This is a genomic window from Streptomyces sp. NPDC093568, from assembly GCF_044764945.1.
Taxonomy (GTDB): Bacteria; Actinomycetota; Actinomycetes; order Streptomycetales; family Streptomycetaceae; genus Streptomyces.
The window spans coordinates 1,308,587-1,323,093 of the sequence record NZ_JBIWJD010000001.1 but is presented as its reverse complement, the minus strand read 5'-3'; the positions used below and the strand labels follow the sequence as shown (position 1 = coordinate 1,323,093).

The window sequence follows — 14,507 nt, the reverse complement described above, 5'->3', positions numbered from 1 at the left end:
CGCGTCACGGGCGCTTCGGCGGCCGGATCCACCCCAGCGAGCGCTCCACGGCCCGCTTCCAGGAGTCGTACTCCCACTCCCGCCGTTCGGCGTCCATGTCCGGCAGCCACTGGGCGGCCATGTGCCAGTTGCGGCGCAGCACCTGCAGGTCGGGCCAGTAGCCGGCCGCGAGTCCGGCCGCGTAGGCCGCGCCCAGCGAGACTGTCTCGTGGACGAGCGGCCGGACGACGGGAACGTCGAGCACATCGGCCAGGATCTGCATGAGCAGATGGTCGGACGTCATGCCGCCGTCCACCTTGAGCTGCTTCAGCGCGAGATCGGAGTCGGCGTTCATGGCGTCGACGACCTCGCGGGTCTGCCAGCCGGTGGCCTCCAGGACGGCGCGGGCCAGGTGGCCCTTCGTGATGTAGGACGTGAGGCCGACGATGACGCCGCGGGCGTCGCTGCGCCAGTGGGGGGCGAAGAGTCCGGAGAAGGCGGGCACGATGTAGCAGCCGCCGTTGTCCTCGACGGTGCGCGCCAGCGTCTCGATCTCGGGGGCGCTGTGGATCAGGCCCAGCCGGTCCCGGAACCACTGCACGAGCGACCCGGTGACGGCGATCGGCCCCTCCAGGGCGTAGACCGTGGGCTGGTCCGCGATCTTGTACGCGACGGTGGTGAGCAGCCCGTTCTGGGACCGTACGAGGTCGGTGCCGGTGTTCATCACGAGGAAGCTGCCGGTGCCGTAGGTGCACTTCGCCTCGCCCGGTGAGAAGCAGGTCTGGCCGAACAGCGCCGCCTGCTGGTCGCCGAGGGCGGCCGTGATGGGCACGCCGGGGAGGAGGGCGCGGGCCTCGCCGTAGCGCTCGGCGGAGGAGCGGATCTCCGGGAGCATCGCGCGCGGCACCCCGAAGAAGTCCATCAGCGCCTCGTCCCAGGTCAGCGTGCGGATGTCCATAAGCATGGTGCGGCTGGCGTTGGTGGCGTCCGTGATGTGGAGGCCGCCGTCGGTGCCGCCGGTGAGGTTCCAGATGAGCCAGCTCTCGATGGTGCCGAACAGCACCTCTCCGTCGCGGGCACGCTGCTCCAGCCCTTCGACGTTGTCGAACAGCCAGCGGATTCGGGGCGCGGAGAAGTAGGTCGACGGAGGCAGACAGCAGTGTTCGAGGAAGAACTCCTCACCGGGATGCCGGCGCAGTTCGTCGACGAGCGGTGCGGTGCGGGTGTCCTGCCAGACGATCGCGTGGCCGAGGGGGACGCCGGTGCGAGGGTCCCAGAGCACGGATGTCTCGCGCTGGTTGGCGATGCCGATGGCGGAGATCTGCCCGGCGTCGATGCCCGCGTTGGAGAGCGCCTCGGGGACGACGCGCTGGAGGTTGCGCCAGATCTCCACGGCGTCGTGCTCGACCCAGCCCGGCCGGGGGAAGAACTGCTGGTGCTCGCGCTGGGCGACCGCGGCCAGCCGCCCGCCGTGGTCGAACAGGATGCAGCGGGTGGACGTGGTGCCCTGGTCGATGGACATCACATACCGGTCAACCATGATCGGCCCTGCCTTCCGATGTGTCGCGGAGGTGCCGGTGACCTACCAGCGGGCCGCGCCCAGGTCTCTGGAGATCGCGCGTGCCGCCTCCCGCAGCACGGTGATCAGGGCCGGCAGCGGCCGGCCTTTGGTGTCGCAGATCCGCTCGACGGCACCGGACACCCCGATCGCGCCCACCACGAGGCCGCCCTGTCCTCGGATCGGTGCGGCGATCCCGGCTTCTCCCATGCTCATCTCCTGCACCTCGGCGCCCCAGCCCAGCTCCCGTATCTCGCCGAGCGCCCGGTTGATCTCCTCGGGGTGGACCAGGGTGTGCCGGGTGTACGCCTCGGGTTCGTCCTCCAGCAGGGGGTCGACGGGCGTGGTGCCGTAGGCCAGCAGAACCTTGCCGAGGGAGGAGGCGTGCAGCGGCAGCAGGGCGCCGACGTCCAGGGTCTGGAGGGTGTCGTCCGGCCGGAAGACGTGGTGGATGACGAGCACTCTGCCCTCCAGGGGCGTGCCCAGGCGGACGGCCTCCCCGCTGCGGGCGGCCAGCGCGTCGGCCCAGTTGATGGAGCGCGAGCGCAGTTCGTTGACGTCGAGATAGCTGGTGCCCAGATGCAGCAGGGCCGCCCCGAGCTGGTACTTTCCGGTCGCCGGGTCCTGCTCGACGAAGTCGACGTGCTGCAGAGTGCGCAGCAGGCCGTGCGCGGTGCCCTTGGCGAGCCCCAGCGACGACGCCACCTCCCCGAGGCCCAGCCGACGGGAGCCGCTCGCCAGCAGGCGCAGGATCGCCGCCGCCCGCTCTATCGACTGGACTGGGCCGGCCATGAAGCGATGGTAGTCCCGCTTGGTCCGATTTGGGACTGTCGTTCGGTAATGCCGACCGATGTTCGTTGACGGCCAACATTTCCATCTTTAACGTTCACAAGTCCGGTCGACAGCCGGCGAGGCTTCCCCGAGGAGGAGGACACATGATCACTGCGCAGCTCGACGCCGCGCCGCACGGGGAAGTCGAACACGCCTTTTCCCTCCCGCATGCCCCAGGGGCCGTCGCAAGCATACGTCGACGCATACGCGCGGTCCTCGCCGACTGGAACCTGGCTGCGGACACGGCCGACGACGTGCTGCTGGTCGTCTCGGAACTCGTGACCAACGCGATCGTCCACGCACTGCCCCCCGCGACGCTGCTGCTGTCCCGCAGGCAGGCGGACAGCCGGGAGGCCGTACGCGTCGAAGTGACCGACAAGGGCCCGGCGACCCCCACGCAACCCTTCCTCTGCCCGGTCGACCCCGACGAGCACGGCCGCGGCCTGGACATCGTGACCACGCTGTCGGCGCGGTGCGGGGTGCAGGTGCACTCCTGGGGGACGAGCCGGTGGGCGGAGCTGGGGGTCACGGCGGGCTGCGACGGGGACGCCCGCCGCCGTGAGCCGGTGACGCCGGCCGGCTGACTCGGACTCCCTGGCTCCGCCGCCTACGTGCTGCCGTCGAAGAAGCCCGACTCCAGGTCCCCGACGATGGCGTCGAGCGGATGCCCACTGACGACGAACGGTCCGCTCCAGGACGCGCTGAGCGCGAGGAGCAACGCCAGGCTCAGCCCTACGACACTCGCCACGCCCGCGACGAGCAGCGAGGTTCGCAGGCTGTTGCGGAACACCAGCGCGCCGGAGTTCACGATCAGGGCCACTCCACTGACCACGAGCGTGACGACATAGAGCACGGGAACCTCGCGCGAGGCGGCCGCGACGCGCGCGCGACGACTGCTGGTGACACCGTCCAGGGAAACCACCAGCTCAGTGCCGGTCGGGGTGCCCACCTCGGGCCGGGCCGCCTCGGCGCGCACACTCCGCTCCAGCCGGGCGATCGCGCGAGCGGTTGCCGGGTCGTCGCCGAACGCCGCTGCCGGGCCCTCCCATTCCTTGGCTCGCGTGGCCCGCAAGTAGTCCCGCAGCGCCGTGTGGATCGGCTCCGACCGGACCCGGGGACTTGTCGCCGCCCATGCCAGCCTGGAGGCCGCGGCCGCCTCGTCGCTCACCAACGCCTCCGCTGCGCGCAGGTAGCCGGCCTCGCTGGCCAGTGAGAGGGCCGCGAAGATCGCGAAGGCCGCGCCGAGTGACGACATCAGGGGCGTGGCGATCTTCTGCACCTGGTCCTGTTCCCCGACCGGTACGAGCACCCGGACGCCGACCCGCGCCGCGGCCGTGCCCAGCAGGGCAAGCAGGAGCCCACCCACGACCAGCACCACCGCCGGCAGCGAGGTCAACCGGTTCACCACATCACCTTCAACGGTTCGGCCCCTGCGACCTGGAGCTCCTCGTTGATCACTTCCAGGGAACGTCGGGTGGGCGCACCTCGCGGACAACTCGTAGGTTGGAGATGAAACCGGTCGCGCTCGTAAAGATCGGCAGGACACGCGCGTGACGACAGCGAAGATCGATTTCGAGGAGCTGTTCGACGCCGCGCCGAACCCATACCTGGTGCTGGACGCCGACCTGGTGATCCGCCACGCCAACCGGGCCTACCTCAAGGTCACCGGCAGGACCTGCGAGGAGCTGGTCGGGCGGTACGTCTTGGATGCCTTTCCGGATACGCCCGGCGCGCCGGACATGGCGCGTGACTTCGGTGCTTCGCTTCAGCGCGTGCTGGATTCCCGCGAGCCCGATTCGGTGGCTCCGAAGCGATTCGACACACCCGTCGCCGGCCGCCCGGGGGAGCTTGAGGAGCGGTGGTGGTCGGGGATGTCCAGCCCTGTCCTGGGTCCGGACGGGTCGGTGGAGTGGATCATCGCCCGGGCCGAGGACGTCACCGAGTTCATGCGTTCCTCGGGCATGGAGGAATTCGCCCAGCTCCCGGGCACGCGGACGGCAGGGATCGCGGCCCAGGTGTATGCCCGGTCACGTGATCTTGAGCAGCTCAACGAACAGCTGCGGCAGGCGCACGCCCGCGAACGCGAAGTCGTCCTCACACTGCAGGAGGTCATGCTTCACTCGCCCGACCTGGACAGGCACCGGGACATCGCCGTGCGCTACCTGCCCGCACTCGGATCACTCAATGTGTGTGGCGACTGGTACGACGTGGTCGATCTGCCGCCCGACCGCTATTCCATCGCCATCGGGGACGTCGTCGGCCACGGTCTGCGGGCCGCCGCCGTCATGGGCATGCTGCGCAGCGCTCTGAGCGCCGCCATCCGGGCCATTCCCAGCCCTGCACAAGCCCTGGAGGTACTGGGCCTGTACGCCCGGGCGGTCGACGGCGCATTGGCCACCACTGTCGCGAAAGTGCTCATCGATCCGCGCAGCCGACTGATCATCTACAGCAACGCCGGCCATCCACCACCGGTACTGCTTCATCCGGACGGCAGCTGCGAGCTGTTGGATCAGGCGACCGATCCGCCGCTGGGCGCTCGACCCGATCATGTCCCCCGCCCTCAGGCCGGACTGGCCTACACCCGCGGGGACACCTTGGTGCTCTACACCGACGGGCTCATCGAACGCCGTGACGAAGACATTGACGCGGGTCTGGCCAGGCTGACCGACACCCTCGCCCGGTTCACCACCCTGCCGGTGCAAGAACTCGCCGACACGCTGCTGTCCCACTTGGGCGTCGCCGACGGCAGCCGGGACGACATCGCCCTCGTCGTCGTCCGCCTGTGACCGTGAAAAATGCGAGACGAGAGCCCGGAAACGATCGAGGGCCCCGGCTCACATCATGTGACCCAAGGCCCTGATCTGCGACTACGGAGAAGACTCCAGTCGGGACGACAGGATTTGAACCTGCGACCCCTTGACCCCCAGTCAAGTGCGCTACCAAGCTGCGCCACGTCCCGATGCCCGCCACGCGACCGAGCGCGTGATCATGCGGGTCAACCCTACCTCATGCGCGTCCGGCGCCGAGCGGTTCCAAGCCTTGACCCATAATTGTTGACACCTATAATTGCCTAACTCAATAGATGCGTGACGGACAGGTCCACCGGACCGCGACCGAACGGAGCCGCATGTCCCTCCTGGCCCGGCCCGCGGTGGCCGCATTCGTAGCCAAGGCGATGCAGCGGGCGACCGTCATGGCCGATCGCCGCTCCGGCGGCCGGGGGTCCGCCGCCGCCTCGCACGCCCGGTTTCCCGAATACCCGCGCAAGGTGCGGGAGTTGACGATCCCCACGTCCGTCGCACCGGCGCGGGCGACGGTGTACCTCCCCGACGTCGGCGATGCCGCACCGCCCGTGCACGTCAATTTCCACGGCGGCGGCTACGTCATGACGCTGACCGAGCTGGACGACCCCCTGTGCCGGTTCCTCGCCGCCGAGGCCGGCGTGGTCGTCGTCAACGTGGACTACGCCGTCGCGCCGCAGCACCCCTTTCCGGCGCCGCCCCGGCAGGCGTACGAGGTAGTCCGGTGGGTCGCCGAGCAGGGTGCCGAGCAGGGCTGGGACGGTGAGCGGCTCACCGTGGGCGGGCAGAGTGCCGGTGGCGGGCTCGCGGCGGCGGTGGCGCGGCAGGCGCTGGAGAGCGGCGGGCCCTCGATCGCGCTCCAGGTGCTGCACTACCCCCCGCTCGACCTGGTGACCAGCGCCCGCGACAAACGGGCCGCCATCGCCCGGCCGATGCTGCGGCCCTGGATGGCCGACGTCTTCGACACGTCGTACGTCCCCGACGTACGGCGGCGTGGCGACCCGCTGGTGTCACCCGCGCACCCCTCGGACACCGCGGACCTGAAGGGCATCGCGCCGGCCTTGGTGATCACCGCGGAGTACGACCTGCTCCGGGCCGAGGGCGAGCGGTATGCCGAGCGGCTGCGCGGGGCAGGGGCGCTGGTCGAGCACCATGACGTGCGCGGCGCCGATCACGGGTACGACGGCGGCGATGACGAGAAGGCCCGGGCCGTGTACGCGATCGTCGCCCGGCGGCTGCGCGAGGCCGCCGAAAACCGCCTCACCTGAGGGCGCGGCTGTCCGTCAGGTCGGTCGACGCCGGCGCGTCCCAGTCGTCGGGACCGGTGTTCACCGAGACGGGCGGGGCAGTCGGGCCCTGCTCGGGAAAGCCCATCGTCGGCTGGTCCGCCGGGCCGGGCCTGGCGGCGCTCCGCGTACCGCGGGCCGGGCCCCCGGACACCCCCGCGGCGAACCCCGCCGTCAGCAGCGCCACGGCCGCGACCACCCACCACGGCAAGCCCGCCTTGGCCATGTATCCGACGACCGCCACCACCGCGAGAAGCGCCACCACGTCCCCCGTCCCCCTTCAACAGTCAACTCACTTGCCCCCGACGCACCGAGAGCCGCCACGCGTCACAGCGGGCATATGACGCAACAATACGCGAGAGCGTCGAATATCCCAGTTCGGCTCATCAGTACATATGACGGACCATTAGATATGACGACGCGTGTCCTTACCCTGGTGTTCGGGGCCCGCAGGTCAGTGCGCGCCGATCAGCTCCTTCCCGTCGGCCCGAACCCGCCCCCCGCGCACCGCGCAGCGCGGCGATCCCGATGAAGACCATGGACGACAGACCCGCGACGGCGAAGGCCGTGAAGCCCCAGTCGCTAGGCGACCGGCGGGGTCCCGTGCGTGTGGAAGGACTCGATCGTCCGCAGGCCCCACGCCTGCCCCTTGGCCCGCTCGGCCTCGGTCCAGGTGATCAGCGGCCAGTCCGGGGCCAGCACGAGGCGCGTGAGCGGGTTGCACAACTCGACGCGGTTGCCGCCGGGCTCGTAGACGTACAGGAAGAACGTCTGCTGGATGGCGTGCTTGTGCGGGCCCGTCTCGATGAACACCCCGGTGTCGATGGCGAGATCGGCGGCGCGCAGGATGTCCTCGCGGGTGTCGGCCGCGAAGGCGATGTGGTGCAGTCGGCCGGTGGCGCCGGTCCGGTCCGAGGTGTAGACGACGTCGTACGACTTGTCGGTGAAGGTCAGCCAGGCCACGAGTGCGCGCTCCACGGCGAACGGGCCGACGCCGGCCAGGATGTTCCCGCAGTTCTGATGGTCGCTCACCTCCGGTCGGCCGACGGCGACTTGGAGGAAGAGGTAGTCGATGTCCGCCGCCGGGTCGGCGGAGGGTGAGATCACCGCGACCTTGCTGGTGAGCGGGTGCGCGCCGCCCAGGCCGTCGATCTGGCGCTCGTCCGGGCTGCCCATGATCCGCAGCAGCAGGTCGTCGCGGGCGGCGGGGTCGTCGGGCAGGTCAGTCGCCAGGAAGTAGGCGCCCTTGGAGGTGCCGCCGCGCATGAGCATGCAGGGCACCCCTTCGCTCACGGCCGCGCTCCTTCGTACTCCTCGTAGGTGCGGTACTCGACGCCGAGTCGCCTGAGCTTCTCCCGCAACCCGTAGCGGTCCAGGCCGAGTTGGCCGTCGAGGAAGGCGGCTCGGGTGGCGGCCTCCTTGGCCTCGCGGGCCTCGGATCGCTCGACCGTCTCGCGGGCGCGCTCGCGGGGTACGACCACGACGCCGTCGTCGTCGGCGAGGATCACGTCGCCCGGGCGGATCACCTGGCCGTCGACGGCGATCGGCACATTGACCGAACCGCCGGTGGCCTTGACCGTGCCCTGTGAGGACACCGCCCGGGACCAGGCGGGGAAGCCCATGTCCCGCAGCTCCTGGGTGTCACGGATGCCCGTGTTGAGCACGACGCCGCGCGCGCCGCGCTGTTGGAGGGCGGTCGCGAACAGTTCGCCGAACAGACCGTCCGTACAGGGCGAGGTGGTGGTGACGACCAGGAGGTCGCCCTCGCCGCACTGCTCGACGGCCGCGTGGATCATGAGGTTGTCGCCGGGCCAGCTCAGCACGGTGACGGCCGTACCGGCGACTCGTACGCCCTGCTGGACGGGGCGAATCTCCGGGCCCAGCAGCCCCGTTCGCCCCATCGCCTCGCTCACCGTCGCCACCCCGAAGCCGGCCAGCGCGTCGACGTCCTGCAGCTTCGCCTTCGGCGGGCCGGTGACGATCACGCCGCTCATGCCAGCTCCTTCGCGATCTGCGGGTAGGGGCGCATGTACGCCTCGGCCATGGTCTTGTGGGCCAGTCCCAGGTTGGGTCCGGCGTTGCGCTTGAGCTGGACTCCGCGGCGGACGGCGAGGTCGGTGTAGTAGTCCCACAGGTGCTGCTGGGCGGCGAGGCACTCCATGGCCTTGCGCTTGGTCTCCCACACGTCGGTGATGTCCAGGAGGACCTCGGGCCGGAAGCCGCTCATCTCGGGCTGGTGGGGCTCGAAGCAGAAGACGGGCGGGGCGCCGATGATGTCGCCGTCGCCGGGGTAGCCGATGGCCTGGGCGAGGATCCGGGCCTCGACGGCCATGCGGTGGGCGGCCGGGTGGTCGCCGTTGTACGGGTCCTCGGCCGGGTGCGTGAGCACGACGTCGGGCTGGGTCTCCCGGTACACGGCGACGAGCCGGTCGGTCAGCTCGGGGGTGGCGTTCAGCGGGTAGTCGCCGGCGTCGAAGAAGCGGACCTCGGCGCCGAGGGTGGCGGCGGCGCGCTCGGCCTCGTCCCGGCGTATCGCCTTGATCTCCTCCAGCGTGCGCCCCTCGCGCCATGCCTTGGCGGACTCGCCGCGCTCCCCGAAGGTCAGACAGGCGATGGTGACCCGCTCGCCGCGCGAGGCGGCCAGGGCGATGGCGCCGCCCGCCCGCCAGACGAAGTCCCCCGCGTGCGCGGTGACGACGAGTGTGGACCGTGGGCCGGCGGGCGCGTTGGCCTGAGACATTCTCTGCTCTCCTTGGTGACAGGTGAGCGCCCGCCCCGCGCGGTCGCGATCAGTCGCGCAGCGCCTCGATCACGCTGGCGAGGTGGGCGCGGACGGCCGACTCGGCCGCCTGCGGGTCCCTGGCCCGGATCGCCTCGATCATGGCCAGGTGCTCGTTCAGGGAGTGCTGCGGACGACCGGGCCTGAGTGCCAACTGGAAGCGGTGGCGCACCAGTTGTGCGTTGAGCCGCTCCAGCAGTTCCACGGCCGTGCGCTGGCCGGAGAACTCCTGGATTCTGGCGTGCAGTTCCTGGTTGAGCTCGGAGTACGTCACCGGTTCGCCGTCGGTCACGGCCTTGGTCATCGCCGCGCCCAGGTCCGCGAGTTCGGTCAGCTGCTCGTCGCTGGCGGCGACGGCCGCCTTGGCCGCGCAGAGCCCTTCGAGGGCCATCCGGCATTCGGTGATGGCGACCGCTTCCTCCACGGTCACCACCCGCACCCGCGAGCCGCGGTTGCGGATCCGCTCGACCAGTCCCTGAGCCTCCAGATCGATGAGTGCCGCGCGGATGCTGGCCCGTGTCACACCGAACTGCTCGGCGAGTTCGTTCTCCACCAGCCGCTGGGCCGGTGCCATCTCGCCGTGCAGGATCGCCTGCCGCAGCTGCGCGAGCGCATGCTGCTTGGCCTGCTCTCCGGTGCTCGGACGGGCTTCGTTCGGCATGCGCCCTCCCTGAGTGAGTGCCTGTCGAACGTAAATCTAGCCAAACAGAATTGTCAACAATTTTGTGCGCGATTTGTTCGGCAGCGACGAAGTGTCCGCCCGCGCCCGCCGACACCGCACACCCTGTCCACGGTTCTCCGCCGGTCACCGCCGCTAGGGTCGCCGCATGACGCACAGCTTCGTACTGCACATCCCCGACGCCGATCTCGAACCCGACCCCCTCGCCCCGGAGCAGATCGTCTCCGGGACGCCGGAGGTGACCGGGAAGGTGGTGTGGGAGTCGGAGGACGGACGTCAGGTGCGGGGCATCTGGCAGATCACGCCCGGCGTGGTCACCGACACCGAGGCCGACGAACTGTTCGTCGTGATCAGCGGGTCGGCCACCATCGAGGTCGAGGGCGGGGCGACGCTGCGGGTCGGGCCCGGCGACATGGCCGTGCTGCGCGAGGGTGACCGTACGACGTGGACGGTGCACGAGACGCTGCGCAAGGCCTACGCGATCAATCTGTGAGCGGGGGCGCCGTCGTCCCCCTGATCTCCAGCGCCGGGGCCGCGAGATGGACCTCGCCCGCTCCCCCGCCGCCCTCGAACCGGTCGAGCAGACAGCGGGCCGCGCGCCGGCCCACCTCGTGGCTGGCGTTGTCGACGGTGGTGAGCCACACATGGCGCAGGCGGGCGATGCTCGTGTTGTCGTAGCCGACGACGGAGAGGTCGCGCGGGACCCGTAGGCCCGTCTCCTCCGCCGCCGACAACGCCCCGATCGCGGCGATGTCGTTCACCGCGAACAGGGCGGTCGGCCGGTCCGGGCGGCTCAGCAGCCGGACGGTGGTGCGGTAGCCGCCCTCCTCGGTCATGTCGCTCGGCTCGACGACCGCCCCGTCCGCGAGGCCGTGCGCCCGCATCGTCGCCTCGAAGCCGTGCCGGCGCAGCTCGCCGACCGCGCCGTACCCCGCGATGTGCGCGATGCGCCGGTGCCCGAGGCCGATGAGGTGCTCGGTGACCAGGCGGGCGCCCCGCTCGTCGTCGTTGGCGACGACCTGCACGCCGGGCAGGCTCGGCTCGCGCGCGCCCGCGACCACGACCGGGAGCCGTTCGGCCACCGCCCCGAGAGCGGCGGGGTCGGGCAGTGTGCCGACCACGACCAGGCCGTCGACCCGCAGGTCCAGGAAGGGGCCGGCGGGGTCCTGGCCGGTGCGGCGGTTGAGGCGGGCGTCGGCCAGGAGCATGTGCAGGCCGTTGTCGTGGAGAAGGGAGTTGAGGCCTTCCAGCATGTCCACGTACCAGGGGTTGCGCAGGTCGTTCAGGAGGACGCCGACCGTGCGGCTGCGCTGTTCGCTGAGGCTGCGCGCGGCGGCGTTCGGCCGGTAGCCGAGTTCGCGTACGGCCCGCAGGACGGCTTCCCGCTTCTCCGGACGGACCTGTTCCGAGCCGCGCAGCACGAGCGAGACCAGCGACTTGGAGACGCCGGCCCGGTCGGCCACGTCACGGATCGTCGGCGGTCTCATGGGGATGGACCGTTCCACAGGCTCCTCCCCTTGTCAAAGGGAGCCGGCGGGGTGCGACGGGGGTTGACACCGGTCACGGGCGGCACCCAAGGTGACCTGGACAGGAAATGGACCGGTCCAAAGAGGGGCTGCAATGGTGGACACGCTCGGCGTCGCCGTCGTCGGATTCGGCTGGATGGGGCGGGTGCACACCCAGGCGTACGCCCGTGTCGCGCACCACTACCCGCGACTTCCCCTGCGTCCGCGGCTCGTGACCGTCGCGGAGGAGGTGCCCGGGCGGGCCGAGGAGGCCGCCGCGCAGTTCGGGTTCGACTCGACGACCCGGGACTGGCGCGAGGTGGCCGCCGACCCACGGGTGCGGGCCGTCAGCATCACCGCCCCGAACTTCCTGCACCGCGAGATCGGCGTGGCGATGGCCGAGGCCGGCAAGCACATCTGGATCGAGAAGCCGGTGGGCCTGACCGCCGAGGACGCCCGCGCGGTCGCGGACGCGGCGGCCGAGGCGGGCGTGCGCAGCGCGGTCGGCTTCAACTACCGCAACGCGCCCGCCGTCGAGGCCGCGCGCGAGCTCATCGCCGCCGGCGAGCTCGGCACCGTCACCCACGTCCGCATCCGCCTCTTCAGCGACTACGCGGCGCACCCGCAGGGGGCCCTGACCTGGCGTTACGAGCGTCAGCGCGGCGGCAGCGGAGTGCTCGGCGACCTGGCCTCGCACGGCGCCGACCTGGCCCGCTTCCTGCTCGGCGACATCGCCTCGCTGACCGCCGACACCGCGATCTTCGTACCGGAGCGGTCCCGCCCCACCGGCGCCACCGCCGGGCACACCCTCGCCACCGGCGAACTCGGCCCGGTCGAGAACGAGGACTACGTCAACTGCCTGCTGCGCTTCGCCTCCGGCGCCCGCGGCGTGCTGGAGGCCTGCCGGGTCTCGGTCGGCGAGCAGAACAACTACGGCTTCGAGGTGCACGGCACCAAGGGCGCGGTGTTCTGGGACTTCCGCCGCATGGGCGAGCTCGGCGTCAGCCGGGGCACCGCCTATCAGGACCAGCCGGTCAGCACGGTGTACGTCGGCCCGGGCGACGGCGAGTTCGGCGCCTTCCAGCCGGGCGCGGCCAACGCCATGGGCTACGACGATCTGAAGGTCGTCGAGGCGTACCGCTTGCTGCGCTCGATCGCCGAGAACAGCCCGCACGGGGCCACCCTCGCGGACGCCGTGCACAGTGCCGCCGTACTCGACGCGATGACGCGGTCGGCGCGGAGCCGCGCGTGGGTGGACGTGGCCCCGGCGGGGTGAGGGCGTGCTCAGCGCGCCCGCTGCACCTGCCGGCCGATGGCCACCTTGACCGGGGCCAGGACCAGCCAGAGCCACATGGCGCTCTGGCCGTACTTCAGGGCGAGCGGGACGCTGGCGAGGAAGACCACCACCGTCACCGAGAGGTCGAGCACGAAGAGCCCGAAGCCCTCCGGCGGCTCGCTGGCACCGCGCAGCCAGGGGCGCCTGAGCAGGACGAGGACCACCGCGAGGTCGGCGGCGCCGAGGGCGGCGACCGCCACCGCGTAGATCGCGACCGACTCGGGCTCGCGGCCGTACTCGGAGAGGAGCTTGGTGGGGAAGGGCAGCAGGGCCGCGATGCTCAGGCCCACGATGGACAGCGTGATCACCTGCCCGTCGACCTGCCGGACGTAGCCGAAGATCCGGCGGTGTTCACGCCAGAAGGCACCGAGCACCAGCACGCTGAGCGCGTAGGCACCGAGGTTCGGGATCAGTTCCTGCAGAGCGTCGTCGTACTTCTGTGAGCCCAGGCCGCGTGGGATGTAGAAGTCCAGGACCAGCAGCGTGATGGCGATCGCGAACACTCCGTCGGCGAGTGCCACCAATCGCTCGGGCCCGCCGTCCGGGTTCGATTTCCACATGCGCACGACGGTAGGGATTGGGGGCCCGGGGAGCCGGTGTACACGCCAGACGGACGCCCCGCGTCGTCACCCGATGGGCGTGGGCATGTTGTACGGCGTCACCACCTGGATCGCCGACGGCCCGGTCGGCGGCGCCGGCGGCAACGCCCCGTGGGCCCGCATCACGACATGGCAGGCCTCGCGCAGGTCCTGGCGCAGGTCGTGGTGGAGGACGACGGACAGCCGGCGCTCGCGCAGCAGGCGGGTGTTGTCGTGGTCGAGGTCGTGCGCGACGAACACCGCGCACTCCCGGCCGAGCTCCTCGAAGGCGCGCAGGGTGGCGATGTTGCCGCCGCCGATCGAGTAGACGGCACGGATGTCCGGGTCGCGTTCCAGCGCGGCCCGCACGAGGTCGTACTGCGTGGCGTCCAGGCCCTGCCCCTCGGCGATCTCGACCAGGGTGCGGTCGGGATGCAGGGCCCGCATGGCACTGCGGAAGCCCATCTCGCGCTCCTCCTCGTTGCGGAAGAAGCCGCTGCTGAGGCTGGTGAGCACGTTGCCGGGGCGGTCGCCGAGCCACTGGCCCATGAGGTAGGCGGCGGTCGCGCCCGCGGCACGGTTGTCGATGCCGACGTAGGCGAGGCGGGCGGTGGAGGGCAGGTCCGTCACCAGGGTCACCACCGGGATGCCGGCGTCGGCGAGCCGGGCGACGGCGGCGGTGACCTCGGGGATGTCCGGGGCCTTGAGGATGACGCCCTGCGAGCCGCGCCGGGCGATGCGGTCCAGCGTCCGCGTCAGCTCCGCCGCCGGCCCGGTCTCGCGGAAGTGGAACCGCGAGCGCACGACGGCCGGGTGCAGGGACGGCAGTTCGGCCTCCAGGGCGGCGCGCACCGCGGTGGTGAACCGCTCGGGCGCCTGCACCACCATGTCGATCATGAAGGTACGGCCCACCAGCCGGACCTGGGTGCGCTGCCGGTCCAGGTCGGCTATCGCCTGCTGGACCTCCCGCGCGGTGCTCTCGCGCACCCCTCCGCGCCCGTTCAGGACCCGGTCGACCGTGGCCTCGCTCAGGCCCGCCTGACGTGCGATCTCCCGGATCGGGAAGGGGTGGCCCATACGCCGGCTCCTGAGGGGTTTTTGATGGACGCCTGCTGGTTGTTCGAGGGGATTGTCATGACAAGAATGGCATCGCCGAGTCGCCCCTGTCACCGAGA

General features: G+C 71.0%; 16 protein-coding genes and 1 tRNA gene. 5 read left to right on the top strand and 12 right to left on the bottom strand.

The annotated features are described in order from the left end of the window. Positions 1-4 precede the first annotated feature (4 nt). Positions 5-1,519: a glycerol kinase GlpK gene (gene glpK / locus ACIRD7_RS05585; RefSeq protein WP_403450093.1), complete on the bottom strand. Its 1,515-nt coding sequence runs from the start codon at positions 1,517-1,519 to the stop codon at positions 5-7. A 42-nt stretch (positions 1,520-1,561) separates the two neighbouring features. After that, positions 1,562-2,329 (bottom strand): IclR family transcriptional regulator, encoded by a 768-nt coding sequence (locus ACIRD7_RS05580; RefSeq protein WP_403450090.1) that lies wholly within the window; start codon positions 2,327-2,329, stop codon positions 1,562-1,564. A gap of 143 nt (positions 2,330-2,472) precedes the next feature. Between ACIRD7_RS05580 and ACIRD7_RS05575 the strand changes: the two genes are divergently transcribed. Continuing rightward, positions 2,473-2,952 (top strand): ATP-binding protein, encoded by a 480-nt coding sequence (locus ACIRD7_RS05575; RefSeq protein WP_403450087.1) that lies wholly within the window; start codon positions 2,473-2,475, stop codon positions 2,950-2,952. Positions 2,953-2,975: 23 nt separating this feature from the next. Here the strand turns inward: ACIRD7_RS05575 and ACIRD7_RS05570 are convergent, their stop codons facing one another. Then, a complete protein-coding gene (locus ACIRD7_RS05570) occupies positions 2,976-3,773 on the bottom strand; it encodes a hypothetical protein (protein WP_403450084.1) in 798 nt (265 codons plus the stop codon). 145 nt (positions 3,774-3,918) lie between these two features. Between ACIRD7_RS05570 and ACIRD7_RS05565 the strand changes: the two genes are divergently transcribed. Further along, positions 3,919-5,154, top strand: coding sequence for a PP2C family protein-serine/threonine phosphatase (locus tag ACIRD7_RS05565; protein ID WP_403450082.1), 1,236 nt, complete (start codon positions 3,919-3,921; stop codon positions 5,152-5,154). Between the two features lie 99 nt (positions 5,155-5,253). Here ACIRD7_RS05565 and ACIRD7_RS05560 read toward each other — a convergent pair. Continuing rightward, a tRNA-Pro gene (locus tag ACIRD7_RS05560) sits at positions 5,254-5,327 on the bottom strand. A 168-nt stretch (positions 5,328-5,495) separates the two neighbouring features. Here ACIRD7_RS05560 and ACIRD7_RS05555 point away from each other — a divergent pair. Continuing rightward, positions 5,496-6,437 carry an alpha/beta hydrolase gene (locus ACIRD7_RS05555; RefSeq protein ID WP_403450079.1) on the top strand — a complete coding sequence of 314 codons (942 nt, stop codon included), beginning with the start codon at positions 5,496-5,498 and terminating at the stop codon, positions 6,435-6,437. Here the strand turns inward: ACIRD7_RS05555 and ACIRD7_RS05550 are convergent. The 5 genes from ACIRD7_RS05550 to ACIRD7_RS05530 all read right to left on the bottom strand — a co-directional run bounded on the left by ACIRD7_RS05550 (position 6,430) and on the right by ACIRD7_RS05530 (position 9,895). After that, a complete protein-coding gene (locus ACIRD7_RS05550; protein WP_403450077.1) occupies positions 6,430-6,720 on the bottom strand; it encodes a hypothetical protein in 291 nt (96 codons plus the stop codon). The genes ACIRD7_RS05555 and ACIRD7_RS05550 overlap by 8 nt on opposite strands. A 317-nt stretch (positions 6,721-7,037) precedes the next feature. Beyond that, a complete protein-coding gene (locus ACIRD7_RS05545; RefSeq protein WP_403451683.1) occupies positions 7,038-7,727 on the bottom strand; it encodes a PrpF domain-containing protein in 690 nt (229 codons plus the stop codon). 17 nt (positions 7,728-7,744) lie between these two features. Next, positions 7,745-8,449, bottom strand: coding sequence for a 4-carboxy-4-hydroxy-2-oxoadipate aldolase/oxaloacetate decarboxylase (locus ACIRD7_RS05540; RefSeq protein WP_403450075.1), 705 nt, complete (start codon positions 8,447-8,449; stop codon positions 7,745-7,747). Further along, on the bottom strand, positions 8,446-9,195 hold the full coding sequence (locus tag ACIRD7_RS05535; protein WP_403450072.1) for a PIG-L deacetylase family protein: 750 nt from the start codon (positions 9,193-9,195) through the stop codon (positions 8,446-8,448). The genes ACIRD7_RS05540 and ACIRD7_RS05535 overlap by 4 nt, the downstream gene beginning before the upstream one ends. Before the next feature lie 49 nt (positions 9,196-9,244). Further along, positions 9,245-9,895 (bottom strand): GntR family transcriptional regulator, encoded by a 651-nt coding sequence (locus ACIRD7_RS05530; protein ID WP_403450069.1) that lies wholly within the window; start codon positions 9,893-9,895, stop codon positions 9,245-9,247. Positions 9,896-10,061: 166 nt separating this feature from the next. Here ACIRD7_RS05530 and ACIRD7_RS05525 point away from each other — a divergent pair, with 166 nt between their 5' ends. Next, entirely contained in the window at positions 10,062-10,406 is a 345-nt protein-coding gene (locus tag ACIRD7_RS05525; protein ID WP_403450066.1) for a cupin domain-containing protein, read from the top strand. On the opposite strand, the gene ACIRD7_RS05520 is transcribed toward ACIRD7_RS05525, so the two are convergent. Then, positions 10,396-11,400 carry a LacI family DNA-binding transcriptional regulator gene (locus ACIRD7_RS05520; RefSeq protein ID WP_403450065.1) on the bottom strand — a complete coding sequence of 335 codons (1,005 nt, stop codon included), beginning with the start codon at positions 11,398-11,400 and terminating at the stop codon, positions 10,396-10,398. The two genes, ACIRD7_RS05525 and ACIRD7_RS05520, sit on opposite strands and share 11 nt — an antisense overlap. 133 nt (positions 11,401-11,533) lie before the next feature. On the opposite strand from ACIRD7_RS05520, the gene ACIRD7_RS05515 reads away from it, so the two are divergent. Next, a complete protein-coding gene (locus ACIRD7_RS05515; RefSeq protein ID WP_403450063.1) occupies positions 11,534-12,694 on the top strand; it encodes a Gfo/Idh/MocA family protein in 1,161 nt (386 codons plus the stop codon). 8 nt (positions 12,695-12,702) lie between these two features. On the opposite strand, the gene ACIRD7_RS05510 is transcribed toward ACIRD7_RS05515, so the two are convergent. Further along, positions 12,703-13,314: a TMEM175 family protein gene (locus ACIRD7_RS05510; protein WP_403450060.1), complete on the bottom strand. Its 612-nt coding sequence runs from the start codon at positions 13,312-13,314 to the stop codon at positions 12,703-12,705. A 66-nt stretch (positions 13,315-13,380) separates the two neighbouring features. Further along, on the bottom strand, positions 13,381-14,409 hold the full coding sequence (locus ACIRD7_RS05505) for a LacI family DNA-binding transcriptional regulator (RefSeq protein ID WP_403450057.1): 1,029 nt from the start codon (positions 14,407-14,409) through the stop codon (positions 13,381-13,383). Positions 14,410-14,507 lie beyond the last annotated feature (98 nt).

Bases quoted from the DNA above. Each gene is read 5' to 3' on its own strand.
- ACIRD7_RS05510 (WP_403450060.1), bottom strand. From the start codon at position 13,314: ATGTGGAAATCGAACCCGGACGGCGGGCCCGAGCGATTGGTGGCACTC.
- ACIRD7_RS05505 (WP_403450057.1), bottom strand. From the start codon at position 14,409: ATGGGCCACCCCTTCCCGATCCGGGAGATCGCACGTCAGGCGGGCCTG.
- ACIRD7_RS05525 (WP_403450066.1), top strand. From the start codon at position 10,062: ATGACGCACAGCTTCGTACTGCACATCCCCGACGCCGATCTCGAACCC.
- ACIRD7_RS05575 (WP_403450087.1), top strand. From the start codon at position 2,473: ATGATCACTGCGCAGCTCGACGCCGCGCCGCACGGGGAAGTCGAACAC.
- ACIRD7_RS05545 (WP_403451683.1), bottom strand. From the start codon at position 7,727: ATGCTCATGCGCGGCGGCACCTCCAAGGGCGCCTACTTCCTGGCGACT.
- ACIRD7_RS05520 (WP_403450065.1), bottom strand. From the start codon at position 11,400: ATGAGACCGCCGACGATCCGTGACGTGGCCGACCGGGCCGGCGTCTCC.
- ACIRD7_RS05540 (WP_403450075.1), bottom strand. From the start codon at position 8,449: ATGAGCGGCGTGATCGTCACCGGCCCGCCGAAGGCGAAGCTGCAGGAC.
- ACIRD7_RS05535 (WP_403450072.1), bottom strand. From the start codon at position 9,195: ATGTCTCAGGCCAACGCGCCCGCCGGCCCACGGTCCACACTCGTCGTC.
- ACIRD7_RS05515 (WP_403450063.1), top strand. From the start codon at position 11,534: ATGGTGGACACGCTCGGCGTCGCCGTCGTCGGATTCGGCTGGATGGGG.
- ACIRD7_RS05530 (WP_403450069.1), bottom strand. From the start codon at position 9,895: ATGCCGAACGAAGCCCGTCCGAGCACCGGAGAGCAGGCCAAGCAGCAT.
- ACIRD7_RS05555 (WP_403450079.1), top strand. From the start codon at position 5,496: ATGTCCCTCCTGGCCCGGCCCGCGGTGGCCGCATTCGTAGCCAAGGCG.
- glpK (WP_403450093.1), bottom strand. From the start codon at position 1,519: ATGGTTGACCGGTATGTGATGTCCATCGACCAGGGCACCACGTCCACC.
- ACIRD7_RS05580 (WP_403450090.1), bottom strand. From the start codon at position 2,329: ATGGCCGGCCCAGTCCAGTCGATAGAGCGGGCGGCGGCGATCCTGCGC.